An 18,059-nucleotide genomic window follows, 5' to 3' on the forward strand; every position below is an offset into this window, starting at 1 on the left:
GTGCCGATCAGTCTTCGATGACGGCGGTGGTGTAGATTTCCTGGACGTCGTCGAGGTTTTCCAGCGCGTCGAGCAGCTTCTGCATCTTCACGCCTTCCTCGCCGGCAAAGACGTTTTCGCCTTCCGGCTTCATCGTCACTTCGCCGAACTCCGGCTTGAAACCGGCGGCTTCGAGCGCATCCTTGACCGCGATGTAGTCGTTCGGCGCGGTGATCACTTCGATCGAGCCGTCGTCGTTGGTCGCCACATCCTCGGCACCGGCTTCGATCGCCGCATCCATCAGCGCCGCTTCGTCGGTGCCCGGCGCGAACAGGATCTGGCCGCAATGCTTGAACTGGAAGGCCACGCAGCCGTCCGAACCCATGTTGCCGCCAAACTTGGAAAACGCGTGGCGCACTTCGGCCACCGTCCGCACCTTGTTGTCGGTCAGGCAGTCGACCATGATCGCCGCGCCACCGATGCCGTAGCCTTCGTAGCGGATCTCGATGTATTCGACGCCTTCGAGTTCGCCCGTACCTTTCTTGATCGCGGTATCGATCTTGTCCTTGGGCATGTTGACGCCCTTGGCCTTGTCGATCGCGACGCGCAGACGCGGGTTGAAGTTGCTGTCGCCGCCGCCCATCTTGGCGGCCACGGTGATTTCCTTGGCAATCTTGGAGAAGGCGGCGCCGCGCTTCTCGTCCTGGCGACCCTTACGGTGCTGGATATTGGCCCATTTACTATGACCTGCCATGCTTTTCTCACTGCAATAAACAAAGAAGGCGGCATTTTACCTGCAGCGGCGTTTCCCGTCAGAACGGCATGCACGCGGCCGTTTTACCTTCATTGACAATTGGCAGCGCCGGCATTGCTAGAATGTGAAAATCATTCACGAGGAGTCTGTTGCCATGTCCGAGCCCCTGTACCTTGCCAAGTCCGAAGACAGCTATCCGGCGCTGCTGCCGCAGATGGCCAACCGGCACGGGCTGATCACCGGCGCCACCGGCACGGGCAAGACCGTCACCCTGCAGTCGATTGCCGAACGCCTGTCGTTTGCCGGCGTGCCGGTCTTCATGGCCGACGTCAAGGGCGACCTGTCGGGCATGGGCGCCGCCGGCACGGTTACCCCGAAGCTGGAAGCGCGCCTCGCCGAACTCGGTCTCGAAGGCTTCGCCCCCTATGCCAATCCGGTCGCCTTCTGGGATGTCTTCGGCCAGGGCGGCGTGCCGGTGCGCGCCACCATTTCCGACATGGGGCCGCTGCTGCTCGCCCGCCTGCTCAATCTGAACGACACGCAGACCGGCGTGCTGCAACTGGTCTTCAAGATCGCCGACGACAAGGGCCTGCTGCTGATCGACCTCAAGGATCTGCGCGCCAGCATTCAGTACGTCGGCGAAAACGCCAAGGAATTCACCACCGAATACGGCAATGTCTCGGCCGCTTCGATCGGCGCCATCCAGCGCGGCCTGCTGACGCTCGAAGAGCAGGGCGGCGACGTCTTCTTCGGCGAGCCGATGCTCGACATCAACGACCTGATGCAGGTCGATGCCAACGGCCGCGGCGTGATCAACGTGCTCGCCGCCGAGAAGCTCGTGCAGTCGCCGGCCCTCTACTCCACCTTCCTGCTCTGGCTGCTCTCCGAACTGTTCGAGCAACTGCCGGAAGCCGGCGACCTCGACAAGCCCAAGCTGGTCTTCTTCTTCGACGAGGCCCACCTGCTCTTTTCCGATGCACCGCAAGCGTTGACCGACAAGGTCGAGCAGGTCGTCCGGCTGATCCGCTCCAAGGGCGTCGGCGTCTATTTCGTCACGCAAAACCCGCTCGACGTACCGGAAAAGATCCTCGGCCAGCTCGGCAACCGCGTCCAGCACGCGCTGCGTGCCTTTACGCCGCGCGACCAGAAGGCCGTGCAGGCAGCGGCGCAGACCATGCGCGCCAATCCGAAATTCGATGCCGCCACCGTGATCACCGAACTCGGCGTCGGCGAGGCGCTGGTCTCCTTCCTCGACGAGAAGGGCCGGCCGAGCATGGTCGAACGCAGCACCATCTTCCCGCCCGCCTCGCGCCTCGGTCCTCTGACGGCCGCCGAACGCCAGGCGATGATCCAGGCTTCGCCGCTGCTCGCCACCTACGGCCAGACGGTCGACCGCGAATCAGCCTACGAAATCCTGCGCGGCAAACCGGCCGCCCAGCAGCCGGCCCCCGGTGCGATTCCCGCGCCGCCGGCCGGCAACGCCGCCCCGGATGTCGACGACTGGGGCAACCATGCCGGTCAGGCCCGACCGACCGCCAGCCCGCAGCCGCGACAAAGCGCCCCGGCGCCCGAAGCTTCCGGTGGCGGCATCCTCGACAGCATCGGCGAAATGCTCGGCGGCAGCACCGGCCCGCGCGGCGGCAAGCGTGAAGGCATGATCGAGGCGGCCGCCAAGAGTGCCGCGCGCGGCATGGCCGGCACGGTCGGGCGCGAACTCGGCAAGCAGATCCTGCGCGGCGTGCTCGGCTCCATCCTCGGCGGTCGACGCTGAAAAAAGGGCGGTTTTCACCGCCCTTCTGTCTTGCGTAAAGCAAGCCGCCGGAATGACCTTGACATTGCCGGCGCGCCATCTACCTTGGGTTGAGGAGCACACTGACCCAAGGAGATGACACCATGGCATACGAAAATGTCGGTCTGGTCTGGACCCCTGATTCACTGGTCGAATATCTCGCAAGCATTGAGCCGCCCGCCTGGTGCCGGGCGATCACCCTGCATCACACCGGCGCCCCGTCGCTTGCCCAGCGACCACGCGGCTTTCTGCTGCAGCACATCCGCAACCTGCGCGACTTTTACCAGAACGAGAAACACTGGAGCGCCGGACCGCACCTGTTCATCGACGATGACGAAATCTTCGGCATGTGCGACCTGCAGAAAAAAGGCGTGCATGCGGTCAGTTTCAACAGTTCGGCGATCGGCATCGAAGTGCTCGGTGACTACGACACGGAAGACCCGCTGAGCGGCCGCGGCCTCGCCTGCTGGCAGACTGCGGCGGCAAGCTGCAGCGCCCTGAGCAGCTGGCTGGGACTCAAGGTCAACGCCGAGAGCATCCTGTTCCACCGCGACGACCCGACCACACGCAAATCCTGCCCGGGCAGCAAGGTGAAAAAGGACTGGTTCCTCAAACTGATCAAGACAAGCGGCGCCAACCCGATACCCACAGGAGAAACCGGCAAGCCGGATGTCGGCATGCCATGGGAGCAATGGACCTTCCGTGGCGAACGCTGGTGCGTGCCGGCCTACGCATTCCTGCTGGCGCGCGGCATGAAATCGAAGGACATTGTCGCCAGGCTCAAATCCGCCGGCGGCCTGTTCTTCTTCGCCAGCGAACAACTCGAAGGTGCCTTTTTTGCCGGCAAGGACAGCAACCTCAAACCCAACCAATGCACCTGGGCACCGGCCGGCGAGTTGCTGGAACTGCTCTGAGCCGGCTTCGCGCAACCCGAGGCTGCGACGGCACGGAGTTTTCCGTGCCGTTTTCTTTTGCCGGCACGGCGGACAAACGCTTAATATAAGCATTCTCTAATTTTCAAACGGACTCCGCCATGAAAAAGCTTCTCCCGCTCAGCCTGCTGCTCGCCGCCTTGCCCGCCCTGGCCCAGGATATTGCCGCCCTGACCGCAGAAACGAAGAAGGCCGTGCTGCCGGTCGTGCCCAAGGTCGTCAACGCCATGCAGGAAGCGGTGGCCGACAAGGGCGTGGCCGGCGCGATTCCGGTTTGCAAGGAACAGGCGCCGGAACTGATCGCGCAAAAACGCAAGGAAACCGGCTGGGACATCCGCCGCGTCAGCCTGAAGAGCCGCAATGCCGAACGCGGCACGCCCGATCTCTGGGAAGCCCGCGTCCTCGCCGATTTCAACATCCGCGCCGCACATGGCGAAAAGCCGGAAACCCTGGAAAAGAGCGAGATTGTCACGCTCGACGGCAAGCCCGTGCTGCGCTACATGAAGGCGCTGCCGACCGGCGATGTCTGCCTCAAGTGCCACGGCCCGGCCGAGAGCCTGGACGCAGGCCTCAAGGCCAAACTGGCGGAGAGCTACCCGCACGACCAGGCCACCGGCTATACCAAGGGCCAGATCCGCGGCGCCCTGACCGTCAAGCGGCCGCTCTAGCCGAAGCGGCTCAGGAAACGCCGGCCGCCTTGAGAAAAGGCGCGTAGGCGCGGTCCACCTTGAGGATGTGGTGCAGCAACCACTCCTTGAGGAAGTCGAGGACCGGCGGACCGACACTTTCTCCGCTCTCGAACTGCAGCAGCAACTGCATGGCACTCGCCGTGAACGCGTCGTGCTCGACCTTGTGGGCGGGCATTTCCGGATAGCCCAAGCGCTCGAACAACTCTTCCTCAAGCACGAAGTGGTTCATCGTGTAATCGACCAGGCCCTCGAGAATCTCGCCGAGCACGCTACGCTCGGGCGCCGTCTTGCTGATTTCGGCATGCAGGCGGTTGGTGGCATCGACCAACCAGCGATGCTGGTTATCGATGGATTGGATGCCCATTGCGAGGGCATCCGTCCATGGCATGAAAGACATCTAATTCCTCACAGAATCATGAAGCCGGCCCCTGTATTTTTGTTGGCCGGCGGCAGCGATGTTGCGACGGCAATGTTAAATAAATTCGCGGCTTTTCCGCAGCCCGCCTAGCCGGCAGCGCCCTTGCCGGCGAGATGCTCGAACAGGGCGCTTGCCGCCGGGCTCAGCGCGGCGCGCGAACGCACGCACAGCTGCAGGTCGCGCGGCGCCCAGGCATCGTTGATTTCGACCGTTTTTATCGCGTCGACCGCTACGCCGGGCGCTGCCGAGCGCGGCACCATGCCGATCCCGACACCAGCCGCGACCATGCGGCAGACGGCATTGAAACTGCGCACCTGGATGCGCACATCGAGACTGCCGCCGAGCTGGGCGGCGGCGTTCATCATGAAGGTGTGGATGGCGCTGCCGGCGTGCAGGCAGACGAAGGGCTCAGCGAGCACCTCGGCAAAATCCACGGCCGCGCGCGCCGCCAGCGGATGTGCCGCCGGCACCACGAGGACCAGGCGGTCGCGCCGGTAGGGCAGGGTTTCCAGTCCGGCCGGCTTGCCCGCCGCGGCGACGACGCCGATCTCGACCTGGCCGGCCGCCACCGCCTGGATGATCGCCGGACTCGGCTGTTCTTCCAGGCTGACCCGGATGCGTGGCTGATCGCGCAGGAAATCGCCGAGATCCTCGGGCAGGAAGCAGTTGATCGCATTGGTGTTGGCAAACACCGTGACCTGGCTGTTGAGACCGCTGGCGTAGGGTGCCAGGTCGGCATGCATCTGTTCGAGCTGGGCGAAAACCTGGCGCGCGTGGCGCAACAGCGACTCGCCGGCCGGCGTCGGTGCCAGGCCACGCGCATGCCGGCTGAACAGCGGCACGCCCAGCGCCGCTTCGAGCTGGGTCAGGCGATGGCTGGCCGAGGAGGGCGCGAGATGCACGCGCGCCGCGCCACGCGTCAGGCTGCCGCTGTCGGCGATCGCGGCGACCAGGCGCAGATCGGGCAGGTCGTAATACATGGTTTCGTCTCCAACGAATGCTCGCTTTGGATATTAGCAATTGCCAAGCGTCTGTGTGGCGTATTCAATGACCACCTGACTGCAATCCACGAGAACGACTTTGCCAAAATCGAACGCCCAGCCCAGCCATGCCGCCCTCGGTGCGGGCCTCGCCCTGCTTGCCGCCTTCGGTTTCTCGATGAAGGCGATCTTCGTCAAGCTGGCCTATCCGTACGGCGTCGACGCGATCACGCTGCTCGCGCTGCGCATGGGATTCGCGCTGCCGGTCTTTCTCTGGGTCGGGTTGGCCGGCCAGAAAGCCGGCGCCAGCCTCAGCCGCGGCGACTGGGGCAAACTCTTCCTGCTCGGCTGCTGCGGCTACTACGGCGCCAGCATTCTCGATTTCCTGGGCCTGTCCTACATCTCGGCCGGGCTCGAGCGCCTGATCCTGTTCACCTACCCAACGCTGACCATCCTGATCGGCATACTCTTCCAGGGCAAACCGTTCTCGCGCCGCGAAGGCATTGCCGTCGTGCTCTGCTATTGCGGCATCGGCTTTGCGTTCATGCACGACCTCGGCCTGAACGAGGCGCGCGATGTCTGGCTCGGCGGCGCGCTGGTCTTCGGCTCCAGCATCTCCTACGCCATCTACCTGTCGGGCAGCGGCCCGATGATCGCCCGCCTCGGGGCAATGCGCTTCTCGGCGCTGGCGATGTTGATGTCGTCGGCCGTCACCCTGCTGCATTTTGCCCTTGTCCAGCCGTTGACCGCCTTCATCCAGCCTTGGCCGGTCTACGGCTGGGGTCTGGCGATGGCGGTGTTCGCCACCATCGTGCCGGTTTTTGCCCAATCGGCAGCGATCCGCCGCATCGGCGCCGGCCAGGCCTCACTCTACGGCATGGTCGGACCGCTGCTCACCATCGCCTTCGGCTGGCTGCTTCTCGACGAGCACATTTCGCTGGCCCAGATGGCCGGTGCCGCCCTTGTCGTGGTCGGTATCCTGATCGTCAGCCGACGCTGAAAAAGGGCGGTAGAATCCGACGCATGATCGGAATTCTACTCATCACCCACGGCAGCTACGGCGAGGCTCTCGTCCAGAACGCCTGCCACGTCCTCAACAAGCGCCCGGTCCAGCTCAACCAGCTCGGCGTTGCCGCCCAGGACGATCCGCTCGACCTCCTGCCGCTGGCCCGCCAGATGCTGCAACTGGTCGATAACGGCAAGGGCGTACTGGTACTCACCGACATCTTCGGCGCCAGCCCGGCCAATCTCGCACTCAAGCTGCTCGAACCGGGTCGGATTGAAGGCATCGCCGGCGTCAATCTGCCAATGCTGCTGCGCGCCCTGACCTACCGCGACAAGGGCATGGAAACCCTGCTGACGCGCGCCACCAGCGGCGGCCGCGACGGCGTCATCAACATGCAGGAATACTGAAATGCAGACCACGGAAGCCGAAATCATCAACAAGCTGGGTTTGCATGCCCGCGCCTCCGCCAAGCTGACCCAGCTCGCCGGCAAGTATCAGTGCGAAGTCTGGATGAGCAAGGGCAGCCGCCGCATCAACGCCAAGAGCATCATGGGCGTGATGATGCTGGCTGCCGGCAAGGGCTCGAAAGTAACGCTGGAAACCGACGGCGCCGACGAGACCGAAGCCATGGCCGCGCTGCTCGCGCTGATTGCCGACTACTTCGGCGAAGGGGAGTAAGGCGCCATGAGCTTTACCCTGCACGGTCTCGGTGTTTCAGGCGGCATCGCCATCGGTCGGGCGATGCTGATGTCGCACGCAACGCTGGAAGTATCGCACCTGACCATCGCACCGCGCATGGTCGACAAGGAAATTGCCCGCTTCGAAGCCGCCGTCGCACTGGTCAAGAGCGAACTGCTGACCATGAAGGAAACCACCGAGCACGCCCCGGCCGAACTCGCCGCCTTCATCGATATCCACACCATGTTCCTGGAAGACCCGGAGCTGGTCGACAAGCCGCGCGAGATCATCCGCGAGCGGCGCTGCAATGCCGAGTGGGCGCTGGTGCAGCAGATGGAGCACCTGGTCGGACAGTTCGAACAGTTTGACGACCCCTACCTGCGCGAGCGCAAGTTCGACGTCGTCCAGGTCGTCGAGCGCGTCATCAAGGAACTGCTCGGCCGCCCCGGCAAGGCGGTGCTCAAACCGGCCAAGGGCGTCAAGGAAGAAAGCCGCATCGTCGTCGCGCACGATCTGTCGCCGGCCGATGTCATTGCCTTCAAGGACCACCGTTTCGCCTCCTTCATCACCGATGTCGGCGGCGCCACCTCGCACACCGCCATTCTCGCCCGCAGCTTGGCGATCCCGTCGGTGGTCGGCATGGAGAATGCCCGCTCGCTGATCCGCGACGGCGAACAGATCATCGTCGATGGCACGCGCGGCGTCGTCATCGTCAATCCGGACCCGCGCGTCCTTGAAGAATACCTGCTGCGCAAGAACCAGATCGAGCTTGAGCGCTCCAAGCTCAAGCGCCTGATTACCGCCAAGTCGCAGACCCTCGACGGCGTGGACGTGCAATTGTTCGCCAACATCGAGCTGCCGGGCGACGTGCCGATTTCGCTCGCCGCCGGCGCCGAGGGCATCGGTCTGTTCCGTACCGAATTCCTCTTCCTCGACCGTGGCGACATGCCGGACGAGCAGGAACAGTTCGAGGCCTACAAGAAGGTGGTCAAGGGCATGGCCGGCCGCCCGGTCACCATCCGTACCTTCGACCTCGGCAACGACAAGGACATCCGTCCCGACAACAACGCCAACGACCGCGTGCACACCAACCCGGCACTGGGTCGCCGTGCCATCCGCCTGTCCCTGGCCGAGCCGCGCATGTTCCAGACGCAGTTGCGGGCCATCCTGCGCGCCTCGAAATACGGTCCGATCAAGCTGCTCATCCCGATGCTGGCGCACGCCCACGAGATCGACCAGACGCTGGCCGCGCTCGAGCAGGCCAAATCCAGCCTGCGCGGCGAGAAAATCAGCTTCGACGAGAACATCCAGGTCGGCGGCATGATCGAGATTCCGGCCGCCGCCCTGGCGGTCGGCCTGTTCCTGCGCCGCCTCGACTTCCTGTCGATCGGCACCAACGACCTGATCCAGTACACCCTGGCGATCGACCGTTCCGACGAACAGGTCGCCAGCCTCTACGACCCGCTGCACCCGGCGGTGCTGATGCTGATCGCGCATACGCTGGCGAGCGCCGAAAAGGTCGGCATCCCGGTTTCGGTGTGCGGCGAAATGGCCGGCGATACCGCGCTGACCCGCCTGCTGCTCGGCATGGGCCTGCGCATTTTCTCGATGCACCCGTCGCAGATCCTGCAAGTCAAGAGTCACGTCCTCAAATCCGAAGTCAACGAGCTCACCCCCGCAGTACGCCGCATGCTCCGCCTCGACGAGCCGGCCAAGTTGCGCGAAGCGCTTGAAAAACTCAATAGCTGAGTCATCACCATGCATACCAAGAAAATATTCGGGCTGCTCCTGCTCTCAGCCAGCCTATTTACTTCCACCGCCCATGCCCAGGGCAACACCTTCAAGGTCGGCATTGCACCGCACACCAGCGCCCGGGTAATTCTCGAAATGTACCAGCCGCTACGCCACCATCTCGAGCGCACCCTGGGTCAGCCGGTCGACATCCAGACCGCACCCGACTTCACGGAATTCGGGCGCCGTGCGTTGAACCAGGAATACGACATTGCCGTCACGACCGGTCACCAGGCGCGTCTCTACCAGACCGACGCCGGCTATCTGCCGCTGCTCACCTACAAGGCCGATTTCAAGGCCGTCGCCCTGGTGGCAAAGGACAACAAGTACCGCAAGCCGAGCGATCTTAACGGTGCAACCGTGCTCGCCCTGTCACCCACCTCGCTGGTTTCACTGTGGGGCGTGCGCTGGCTGAAAAGCAACAACATCAAGGAGTTGACCGTGCGTTACGTGTCGGCGGCCGACAGCGTCAGCCGCCAGGTGCTGGCCGGCGATGCCGCGCTGGCCTTCACCTCGCTGGCCAACTTCCAGAAACTTCCGGCCGAGCAGCAGGAGGCGCTGCGCATCGTGGCCGAAAGCGAGGCCATGGCCGGCCGCGTCTATCTGCTCAACAAGCGGCAGAGCGGTCAGCAAGCCAAGGTCGAAGCGGCCTTGTGGTCATTCGCCGACTCGGAAGAGGGCCGCAAATATTTTGAGCAGAACAAGCTGGAAGGCTATCGCAAGCTGCGTCCGAAAGAACTCGAAGCGATGGAACCCTACGCGGCGGAAACCCGGCAGATTCTCAAGGGCAAATGATGCATTTCCTCCCCCTGCATACGGTTCGGGGAAAACTGCTGCTCGTGGCCATTGCCGTCGAAGCGCTGATGCTGACGCTGCTAGTCGCCAACAGCCTGCGCCTGCTCACCGACAACATGGGCACCCAGGCCAAGGTACATGCCGAGCAGATCGCGCCGGTGCTGATCGCCGCCATCGTCGCGCCGCTCGCCCAGCGCGATTACGCGACCGTGCAGGCCGTACTCGACGAGAGTTCGGCAGTCGATGGCATCGACTACGTTGCCGTCACCGATATCAGCGGCAAACGCCTGGCCAGCAGTGGCTGGCCGGCCGATCAGGACCTGCCGCTGCCGGACCAGGAATTCCGTCTCTTCGACAACGAAAAGGCGTCGCCACGCTATGACGTGATGATTCCGGTCGACGCCTATGGCCAGAAACTCGCCATCCTGCATTTCGGCCTCAGTCTCAAACAGATCATCCAGGCACACGGCCAGCTGTTCAAGCAGGGAGTCGGCATCGCGCTGCTCGAAATCATTCTCTCGGCAGGACTGATGGCCCTGCTCGGTTATTTCCTGACCCGCCACCTGAGTGCGCTGACCCTGGCCAGCCGGGCAGTCGCCGCCGGCAACCTGACGCCGCCGCCGGTGCCGGAAGGCAATGACGAGGTCGGGCGCCTGGGTGCGACCTTCAATGCGATGTCGCGCGCCATCGCCGAACGGATTCGCGAGCTGACCGAAGCGCGCGACGAGGAAAAGCGCCTGGCCCAGGCCGCCGAAGCCGGTGCCCGCGAAAAAACCGCTTTCCTGGCCACCGTCAGCCACGAAATCCGCACACCGATGAACGGCATTCTCGGCATGACCGATTTGGCCCTATCCACCGAGTTGACCGCCGAGCAGCGCGAATACCTGACCTGGGTCAAGCTGTCGGGCGAAAGCCTGCTGCGCGTGCTCAACGACATCCTCGATTTCTCCAAGATCGATGCCGGCCAGCTTGGCGTCGAAGCGGTCTCGCTCAACCTGACTGAAATGCTCGACAGCATGGTCGGAATCTACTCGGCCCAGGCCAGCGAAAAAGGTCTGTCGCTTGGCTGGCAGGCCGACAACACGCTGCCCGGACAGGTCGTCAGCGACCCGGTGCGCTTGCGGCAAATACTGAGCAATCTGGTTGGCAACGCCCTGAAATTCACCGAGCACGGCAGTGTCAGCATCAAGGTTCGGGCTGAACCGCTGGCAACGGTCGACGCGCTGGAACTGCACTTTTCCGTCGTCGACACCGGCATCGGCATTCCGGGCAACAAGCAGGAAATGATCTTTGCCCCGTTTTCCCAGGCGGAGAGCTCAACCACGCGCAAGTACGGCGGCACCGGCCTCGGCCTGGCGATTGTCAGCCGCCTGGTCAAGCTGCTCGGCGGCGAAATCGATGTCGTCAGCCAGCCCGGCCAGGGCAGCACTTTCCACTTTTCGATCTGCTGCCGGCTGACCGAAACGCCACACACCGCGGCCAGCACTCCGACGATCACATCGTTGCCGAACCACAGCCTGGCCGGCAAAAAAATCCTTCTCGTCGAAGACACACCGGTCAACCAGATCCTCGGCAAGAAATTGCTCGCAAAATTCGGGTGTGAAGTCATCCTTGCCGAAGATGGACTACAGGCACTGGCCGCCTGTGCGGCCGAGCAGTTCGACCTGGTCCTGATGGACATGCAGATGCCCAACATGGACGGCCTCGAAGCGACCCGCCAGCTACGCGTGCGGGAAAGCGAATCCGGCCGGCCGCGCCTGCCGATCATCGCACTCACCGCCAATGCCATGAGCGCCGACCGCGACAACTGCCTGGCCGCCGGCATGGACGATTTCATCGCCAAGCCCTTCCGCGCCGATAACATGCTGGAAGTCATCCACCGCCACTGCAGCCCCGACGATCAGGCGCAAGCCTGATCCCAGCGGTCAACGCGCCGGATCGGTCAGAAATGCAATCTTGACGATGTGGGCGCGCTGCGCCGCGGCCATCACGTCAGCCACCTTTTCGTAGCGCACGCCGCGATCGGCGCGCAGGTGCAGTTCCGGCTGGCGCGCACTGGCTTCGGCGAAGCGGGCATCGAGATCGGCCCGCGCCATGGCCGCGCCATCCCAGAAAATATTGCCGTCGGCATCGATCGCCAGCTGGATGACGACCGGCTTGTCTTCCAGCTTGGTCGCGCTGACCTGCGGCAGGTCGATCGGCACCGCCTGGTGAAAGAGCGGCGCGGTGATGATGAAGATGACGAGCAGGACGAGCATCACGTCGACCAGCGGCGTCGTGTTGATCTCGGCCATCGGCTGGCCACTGCTGCTCTCGTCGAAGCTGCCGAATGCCATGGCTCAGCCCTGCCGGTTGCCGCGCGCGGCGTCGAGACTGACCAGGTTGGCATTGCCGCCAACGCGCACGCCGGTCGTCAGGTAGGCATGCAGGTCGTGCGCGAAGCCGTCGAGTTGCACCGCGACCAGGCGATTGGCGCGGGTGAACGCGTTGTAGGCGAGCACCGCCGGAATCGCGACAAACAGGCCGGCGGCGGTCATGATCAGCGCCTCGCCAACCGGCCCGGCGACCTTGTCGAGTACCACCTGCGTCGCGCCGGACAGGCTGACCAGCGCGTGGTAGATGCCCCACACCGTACCGAACAGGCCGATGAAGGGAGCAGTCGAGCCGACTGAAGCGAGAAAGGTCAGGCCACGCTCGTTGCGGGCCTGGGTATTGACGATGTGCGAGCGCATCGCCCGCGTCACGAACTCGCTGGCATTGACGCCGGCGCCGATGCCGCGCGCCGCATTCTGCTGGTGCGCCTGGGCGGCATGCGCGCCAGTCAGCGCCAGACCGGAAAACACACCGGAGACATCGTCGCGGCGCAAACCTTCGAGTGCCTCGGGCAGGGAATCGGCATTCCAGAACCCGCTCAGCGCCCGCTCCTGCAGCCGCGAAGCCCGCCACAAGGACATCAGCTTGCTGACGATCACCGACCAGGAGGCCAGCGACAACAGCGCCAGAATGACTGCCGTGGTGTGGGTGACCAGATCGCCCTGCCCCCAGAAGTGGGCCAGGCCCATTTGCGATTCCATGCTTTTCCTTTCCTTACTCTAGCGCGAAGGTGACCGGCACGATCACCGAGGATTCAACTGCTTCGTCGCCGCGCCGGGCCGGCACGAAGCGCCAGCGCGTCACGGCATCGAGCGCCGCCGTGTCCAGACGGCTGAAACCGCTGGAACGCGACACCGCCACATCCAGCGCCGCGCCTTGCGGGCTGACCCGGACCTTCAACAAAACCTTGCCCTCTTCGCCATTGCGCCGCGAAATTGCCGGATACACCGGCTTCGGATTATGCAGGTAATCGGCATCGAAACGGGCTGCGACAACGGCAACCGGCGCCGGCGGCGCAATCACCGGCGGCGCGGGCGGGGCCGGTGGCTGTGGCGCGACAACAAAGGTCGCCGGCGCTGCCATCGGCGTTTCGACAGCAAGGACCGGCGCCGCCTGCACCGGCTTGTGCACCTGCGGCACCGCCTTCGGTGGCGGCGGCAAGGGGCGGGCCGGCAGATCGGGCTTGCGTTCCTCGAGCATGGGCAGGAGGCGGACGCTGATGCTGGTCGGCAACTCGACCAGTTCGTTCTTCACCGAGACATAAAGCGCCGCGTAGAGCAGCAGCAGATGCAGCGCCAGCACGACCAGCCCGTTGATCAGGCGTTCGCCGGGCGTCGCCTTGACTTCGGAACGATCCAGCGGGGGCAGCGAAACGGCAGTCACGGTAGCGGGCAATCGGTGAAATGAACAAAACCCGGCCAGGCCGGGATCCGGGGCAGGCCGATTCTAAGGGGTCGAAGCCAAGCAACGGGTGTGGCAAATTGTCGCAGAAAACAGCGGGCCGGCGCACCCCGGCAAATCCGTAGAAAAACTCGGATCGGCTCGCCGCTGGCCGGGAAAAATGCGCTTTTTTGCCGGTCGACCGCTGGCGCGCGGAAGACCGGCCACCTTGCCTCAGTCCGCCTTGTCGGCGCTGAGCAGGCGCTCGCAGTAGCGGGCGAGCAGGTCGATCTCGAGATTGACCCGGCTGCCCGCCTGCAGGTACTGCAGCGTGGTGTTTTCCAGCGTGTGCGGGATCAGGTTGATGGTGAAGTCAGTGCCATTCACGTCATTGGTCGTCAGGCTGGTGCCATTGACGGTGATCGAGCCCTTGCGTGCAATGAACTTGGCGATGTCTTTCGGGGCGCGGATTTCGAGCAGGCGGTTATCGCCGACCGGGTCGAAGCGCAGCACTTCGCCGACGCCGTCGACGTGACCGGAAACCAGGTGGCCGCCGATGACATCGTTCAAACGCAGGGCTTTTTCCAGGTTGACCGGGCCGGGCGCGTCGAGGCCGACGGTACAGGACAGCGTCTCGGGCGAGACATCGACCATGAACTGATTGCCTTCGCGGGCAACCACGGTCAGGCAGACGCCGTTGTGGGCGATCGAGTCGCCGAACTGGACTTCGCCGAGGTCGAGCTTGCCGGCGTCGACGGTCAGGCGGTAGCCGACTTCGCGCGGCGTCAGATGGGTGATGCGGCCAACCGCCGCGATGATTCCAGAGAACATGGCAGAACCTGTTGTGCAGAAAACGCCGACTTTAGCATGAGGCATGGCGCTGGCGACTTGCGGGAAAAGCCGGCAGGGCATACTGTTTTCACCTTTACAGAATAAATTCACCATAGGGAGACAAAATGAAGCAAAAATTGCTCGCCACACTGCTCGCCGCACTTGCCGCCAACGCCCTGGCCGACATCAATGTCGGCGTGACCCTGTCGGCGACCGGGCCGGCCGCCTCGCTCGGCATTCCGGAAAAGAACACCATCGAGCTGCTGCCGAAAACCATCGCCGGCCAGAAGATCAATTACATCGTGCTCGACGATGCTTCCGACACGACCACGGCGGTCAAGAACACCAAGAAACTGATTAGCGAGAGCCGGGTCGATGTCGTGATCGGTTCGACGACGACGCCCAATGCGCTGGCCATGATCGACGTCGCCGCCGAAAACGAAACGCCGATGATCGCGCTCGCCGCCTCGGCACGCATCGTCGAGCCGATGGACGACAAGCGGCGCTGGGTATTCAAGACGCCGCAGAACGACGCACAGATGTCCACGGCGATCATCGAGCACATGACCAGCAACAACGTGAAGAGCGTTGCCTACATCGGCTTTTCCGACGCCTACGGCGAAGGCTGGTGGAACGAATTCTCGAAGCTGGCCGAGGTGCGCAAGCTCAAGCTGGTCGGCAACGAGCGCTTCAACCGCACCGACACCAGCGTCACCGGCCAGGTCCTCAAGCTGCTTGCCGCCAAACCGGATGCGATCCTGATCGGTGGCGCCGGCACGCCGGCCGCGCTGCCGCAGAAGTCGCTCAAGGAAAAGGGATTCAAGGGCCTGATCTACCAGACGCACGGCGTCGCCAACAACGACTTCCTGCGCGTCTGCGGCAAGGATTGCGAAGGCACGGTGCTGCCGACCGGCCCGGTACTGGTCGCGGCGCAACTGCCGGCCGACAATCCGGTCAAGAAGGCCGCCAGCGAATATGTCAGCAAGTACGAAGCCGTGCATGGCAAGGGCAGCATCAGCGCCTTCGGCGGCTATGCCTGGGATGCCGGCCTGCTGCTCGGCAATGCCATCCCGGCGGCGCTGAAAAAGGCCCAGCCGGGCAGCCGCGAGTTCCGCCTGGCGCTGCGCGATGCGCTGGAAGCGACCAGGAACCTGCCGGCCGCACATGGCGTCTTCAACATGAGCCCGACCGACCACCTCGGCTTCGACCAGCGCGCCCGCGTCATGGTCAACATCCAGGACGGCGCCTGGAAGCTGGCGAAATAGCAACGCCTATCCCCGCCAAGGCGCGGCCGGGCAGGAGTCCGGCCGCTACCGTGTTAAAATTTCGACCTTTCGACATCCGTCCATGGAGCAAATCATGTCCAAAAAGCTGGCTCTGGCTGTTCTCGCTGCATTTTCTGCCGCCGCCTTCGCTGACATCAATGTCGGCGTTTCCGTTTCAGCCACCGGCCCGGCTGCCTCGCTCGGCATCCCGGAAAAGAACACGATTGCCCTGCTGCCGGCCAGTATCGGCGGCCAGAAGGTGAATTACATCATCCTCGACGACGCCACCGACCCGACCGCCGCCGCCAAGAACATCAAGAAGCTGATCAGCGAAAACAAGGTCGATGTCGTGATCGGTTCGAGCACGACGCCGAACTCGCTGGCCATGATGGACGTAGCGGTCGACAACGAAACACCGATGATTTCCATGGCCGGCTCGGCAATCGTCGTCGAACCGATGGATGCCAAGCGCCAGTGGGTCTTCAAGACGGCCCAGAACGACGCGCACATGGCGACCGCCATCGTCCAGCACATGACCGATAAGAATGTGCAGACGGTCGCCTTCATCGGCTTTGCCGATGCCTACGGCGAAGGCTGGTACAAGGAGTTCGCCAAGATCGCCGAAGCCCGCAAGCTGAAGATCGTCGCCAGCGAGCGCTACCAGCGCAACGACACCTCGGTGACCGGCCAGATCCTCAAGATCATGGCTGCAAAGCCGGATGCCATCCTGGTCGGCGGCGCCGGCACGCCGGCCGTGCTGCCGCAGAAGGCGCTCAAGGAAAAGGGCTACAAGGGCCTGATCTATCAAACGCACGGTGTCGCCAACAACGACTTCCTGCGCGTCGGCGGCAAGGATGTCGAAGGCGCCTTCCTGCCGGTCGGCCCGATGGTCATCGCCAACCAGTTGCCGAACGACAATCCGGTCAAGAAATCGGCCCTGGAATACGTGAACAAGTACGAAGCCGCCTACGGCAAGGGCAGCGTCAGCTCCTTCGGCGGTCACGCCTGGGACGCCGGCGTGCTGCTCGGCAGCGCCATTCCGGTCGCCCTCAAGAAGGCCAAGCCGGGTAGCGTCGAGTTCCGCCGCGCCCTGCGCGACGCCATCGAAGGCACCAGGAACCTGCCGGCTGCCCACGGCATCTTCAACCTGACGCCCAACGACCACCAGGGTTATGACCAGCGCGCCCGCGTCATGGCCACCATCGAAAACAACGCCTGGAAACTGGTCAAATAATCTAGCCGCTCCACGCTGGCCCAATCCCGCCGCCGGCCGTGATTCCACGGCCGGCGGTGCATTTTGGCCGGCGCCGGCAAGCAGTCATCGGTAAGCCATGGACCTTCAAATCCTTCTTCTTCTCGGCCAGGACGGCATCACCAACGGGGCCATCTACGCCCTGCTGGCGCTTGCGCTGGTGCTGGTCTTCGCGGTCACCCGCGTCATTTTCATTCCGCAGGGCGAATTCGTCGCCTACGGCGCGCTGACTCTTGCCTCGCTGCAGGCCGGCAAGGTGCCGGGCACCATCTGGCTGCTGGTCGGGCTGGGTGCGACCATCGCCGTGCTCGACGGCTTTCAGCTGCTGCGCGAAAAACGCTACGCCAAGCTGCCGCCGCTGCTCATCTTCAATGTCGGCCTGCCGCTGCTCGCTGCTGCCGGCTTGTTCGCGATCCCACCGACCGAGCTGCCGCTCTGGCTGCAGGTGGTGATTGCCATGCTGCTCGTCGTGCCGCTCGGCCCGATGATCTACCGCCTCGCCTTCCAGCCGCTGGCCAGTGCCTCGGTACTCGTGCTGCTGATCGTCTCGGTCGCCGTGCACGTTGCGTTGATCGGTCTCGGCCTGCTCTTCTTCGGCGCCGAAGGCTCGCGTACACCGCCGTTCACCGAAATCAGCTTCGAGCTGGCCGGCGCGCCGCTGCAAGGACAGACCGTGCTGGTCGTGGTCGCCTCGGCGGCGCTGATCATCGGCCTCTATTTCTTCTTCGAGCGCACCATCTACGGCAAGGCGCTGCGCGCCACCGCGATGAACCGCACCGGCGCCCGCCTGATGGGCATCCCGCCCGCCCTCGCCGGCAAGCTGTGCCTGACGCTGGCGGCCGCGATCGGTGCTTTCTCCGGCATCCTGATCGCGCCGATCACCACCATCTACTACGATTCCGGCTTCCTGATCGGCCTCAAGGGCTTCGTCGGCGCCATCATCGGCGGCCTCGCCTCCTATCCGGTCGCCGCCCTCGGCGCCATCCTGGTCGGCCTGCTCGAATCCTACTCGTCGTTCTACGCCAGCGCCTTCAAGGAAGTCATCGTGTTCACGCTGATCATCCCGGTGCTGCTGTGGCGCTCATTGACCTCCAAGCATGTCGAGGAGGAGGAAGAGTGATGCGCCACCGAGCAGGGGCCCCGCTTG

19 protein-coding genes are annotated in these 18,059 nt (G+C 64.0%); 12 read left to right on the forward strand and 7 right to left on the reverse strand.

Translation table 11 applies throughout. From position 1 onward, the window contains the following. Positions 1-7 precede the first annotated feature (7 nt). On the reverse strand, positions 8-733 hold the full coding sequence (locus KIG99_RS09435; RefSeq protein ID WP_226441657.1) for a YebC/PmpR family DNA-binding transcriptional regulator: 726 nt from the start codon (positions 731-733) through the stop codon (positions 8-10). A 154-nt stretch (positions 734-887) separates the two neighbouring features. Here KIG99_RS09435 and KIG99_RS09440 point away from each other — a divergent pair, with 154 nt between their 5' ends. The 3 genes from KIG99_RS09440 to KIG99_RS09450 all read left to right on the forward strand — a co-directional run bounded on the left by KIG99_RS09440 (position 888) and on the right by KIG99_RS09450 (position 4,122). Continuing rightward, on the forward strand, positions 888-2,504 hold the full coding sequence (locus KIG99_RS09440; RefSeq protein ID WP_226459933.1) for a helicase HerA-like domain-containing protein: 1,617 nt from the start codon (positions 888-890) through the stop codon (positions 2,502-2,504). Between the two features lie 122 nt (positions 2,505-2,626). Next, a complete protein-coding gene (locus KIG99_RS09445) occupies positions 2,627-3,436 on the forward strand; it encodes a peptidoglycan recognition protein family protein (protein WP_226459934.1) in 810 nt (269 codons plus the stop codon). Between the two features lie 119 nt (positions 3,437-3,555). Continuing rightward, positions 3,556-4,122 carry a Tll0287-like domain-containing protein gene (locus tag KIG99_RS09450; protein ID WP_226459935.1) on the forward strand — a complete coding sequence of 189 codons (567 nt, stop codon included), beginning with the start codon at positions 3,556-3,558 and terminating at the stop codon, positions 4,120-4,122. Between the two features lie 10 nt (positions 4,123-4,132). Here KIG99_RS09450 and KIG99_RS09455 read toward each other — a convergent pair whose 3' ends face one another. Further along, the gene (locus KIG99_RS09455) at positions 4,133-4,540 is read right to left on the reverse strand and encodes a bacteriohemerythrin (RefSeq protein ID WP_226459936.1); all 408 of its coding nucleotides are present in this window, start codon (positions 4,538-4,540) and stop codon (positions 4,133-4,135) included. A 107-nt stretch (positions 4,541-4,647) separates the two neighbouring features. Further along, on the reverse strand, positions 4,648-5,541 hold the full coding sequence (locus tag KIG99_RS09460; protein ID WP_226459937.1) for a LysR family transcriptional regulator: 894 nt from the start codon (positions 5,539-5,541) through the stop codon (positions 4,648-4,650). A gap of 100 nt (positions 5,542-5,641) precedes the next feature. Here KIG99_RS09460 and KIG99_RS09465 point away from each other — a divergent pair, with 100 nt between their 5' ends. Genes KIG99_RS09465 through KIG99_RS09490 form a run of 6 tightly spaced genes read left to right on the forward strand, consistent with a single transcriptional unit; the run spans position 5,642 to position 11,727 of the window. Beyond that, complete coding sequence (locus KIG99_RS09465; protein ID WP_264180405.1) at positions 5,642-6,541, forward strand: DMT family transporter; 900 nt, start codon at positions 5,642-5,644, stop codon at positions 6,539-6,541. Between the two features lie 23 nt (positions 6,542-6,564). After that, positions 6,565-6,954: a PTS sugar transporter subunit IIA gene (locus KIG99_RS09470; RefSeq protein WP_226441664.1), complete on the forward strand. Its 390-nt coding sequence runs from the start codon at positions 6,565-6,567 to the stop codon at positions 6,952-6,954. A 1-nt stretch (position 6,955) separates the two neighbouring features. Then, the gene (locus KIG99_RS09475) at positions 6,956-7,225 is read left to right on the forward strand and encodes an HPr family phosphocarrier protein (protein ID WP_226459938.1); all 270 of its coding nucleotides are present in this window, start codon (positions 6,956-6,958) and stop codon (positions 7,223-7,225) included. A 6-nt stretch (positions 7,226-7,231) separates the two neighbouring features. Further along, the gene (gene ptsP / locus KIG99_RS09480) at positions 7,232-8,974 is read left to right on the forward strand and encodes a phosphoenolpyruvate--protein phosphotransferase (RefSeq protein WP_226459939.1); all 1,743 of its coding nucleotides are present in this window, start codon (positions 7,232-7,234) and stop codon (positions 8,972-8,974) included. A gap of 9 nt (positions 8,975-8,983) precedes the next feature. Continuing rightward, the gene (locus tag KIG99_RS09485) at positions 8,984-9,811 is read left to right on the forward strand and encodes a phosphate/phosphite/phosphonate ABC transporter substrate-binding protein (protein WP_226459940.1); all 828 of its coding nucleotides are present in this window, start codon (positions 8,984-8,986) and stop codon (positions 9,809-9,811) included. After that, positions 9,808-11,727, forward strand: coding sequence for an ATP-binding protein (locus KIG99_RS09490; protein WP_226459941.1), 1,920 nt, complete (start codon positions 9,808-9,810; stop codon positions 11,725-11,727). The genes KIG99_RS09485 and KIG99_RS09490 overlap by 4 nt, the downstream gene beginning before the upstream one ends. A 9-nt stretch (positions 11,728-11,736) precedes the next feature. Here the strand turns inward: KIG99_RS09490 and KIG99_RS09495 are convergent, their stop codons facing one another. The 4 genes from KIG99_RS09495 to KIG99_RS09510 form a co-directional block, all read right to left on the reverse strand. Then, positions 11,737-12,147, reverse strand: a complete 411-nt coding sequence (locus KIG99_RS09495; protein WP_226459942.1) for an ExbD/TolR family protein — start codon at positions 12,145-12,147, stop codon at positions 11,737-11,739. Positions 12,148-12,150: 3 nt separating this feature from the next. After that, positions 12,151-12,885, reverse strand: a complete 735-nt coding sequence (locus KIG99_RS09500; RefSeq protein WP_226459943.1) for a MotA/TolQ/ExbB proton channel family protein — start codon at positions 12,883-12,885, stop codon at positions 12,151-12,153. Between the two features lie 13 nt (positions 12,886-12,898). Continuing rightward, on the reverse strand, positions 12,899-13,567 hold the full coding sequence (locus KIG99_RS09505) for an energy transducer TonB (RefSeq protein WP_226459944.1): 669 nt from the start codon (positions 13,565-13,567) through the stop codon (positions 12,899-12,901). A 231-nt stretch (positions 13,568-13,798) separates the two neighbouring features. Further along, positions 13,799-14,395, reverse strand: a complete 597-nt coding sequence (locus KIG99_RS09510) for a riboflavin synthase (protein WP_226459945.1) — start codon at positions 14,393-14,395, stop codon at positions 13,799-13,801. A gap of 125 nt (positions 14,396-14,520) precedes the next feature. Here KIG99_RS09510 and KIG99_RS09515 point away from each other — a divergent pair, with 125 nt between their 5' ends. The 3 genes from KIG99_RS09515 (at position 14,521) to KIG99_RS09525 (ending at position 18,032) form a co-directional block, all read left to right on the forward strand. Next, the gene (locus KIG99_RS09515) at positions 14,521-15,660 is read left to right on the forward strand and encodes an ABC transporter substrate-binding protein (protein ID WP_226459946.1); all 1,140 of its coding nucleotides are present in this window, start codon (positions 14,521-14,523) and stop codon (positions 15,658-15,660) included. A gap of 94 nt (positions 15,661-15,754) precedes the next feature. Further along, positions 15,755-16,894, forward strand: coding sequence for an ABC transporter substrate-binding protein (locus KIG99_RS09520; RefSeq protein ID WP_226459947.1), 1,140 nt, complete (start codon positions 15,755-15,757; stop codon positions 16,892-16,894). Positions 16,895-16,991: 97 nt separating this feature from the next. Then, positions 16,992-18,032 (forward strand): branched-chain amino acid ABC transporter permease, encoded by a 1,041-nt coding sequence (locus KIG99_RS09525; RefSeq protein WP_226459948.1) that lies wholly within the window; start codon positions 16,992-16,994, stop codon positions 18,030-18,032. Positions 18,033-18,059 lie beyond the last annotated feature (27 nt).

The organism is Quatrionicoccus australiensis, from assembly GCF_020510425.1.
GTDB lineage: Bacteria > Pseudomonadota > Gammaproteobacteria > Burkholderiales > Rhodocyclaceae > Azonexus > Azonexus australiensis_A.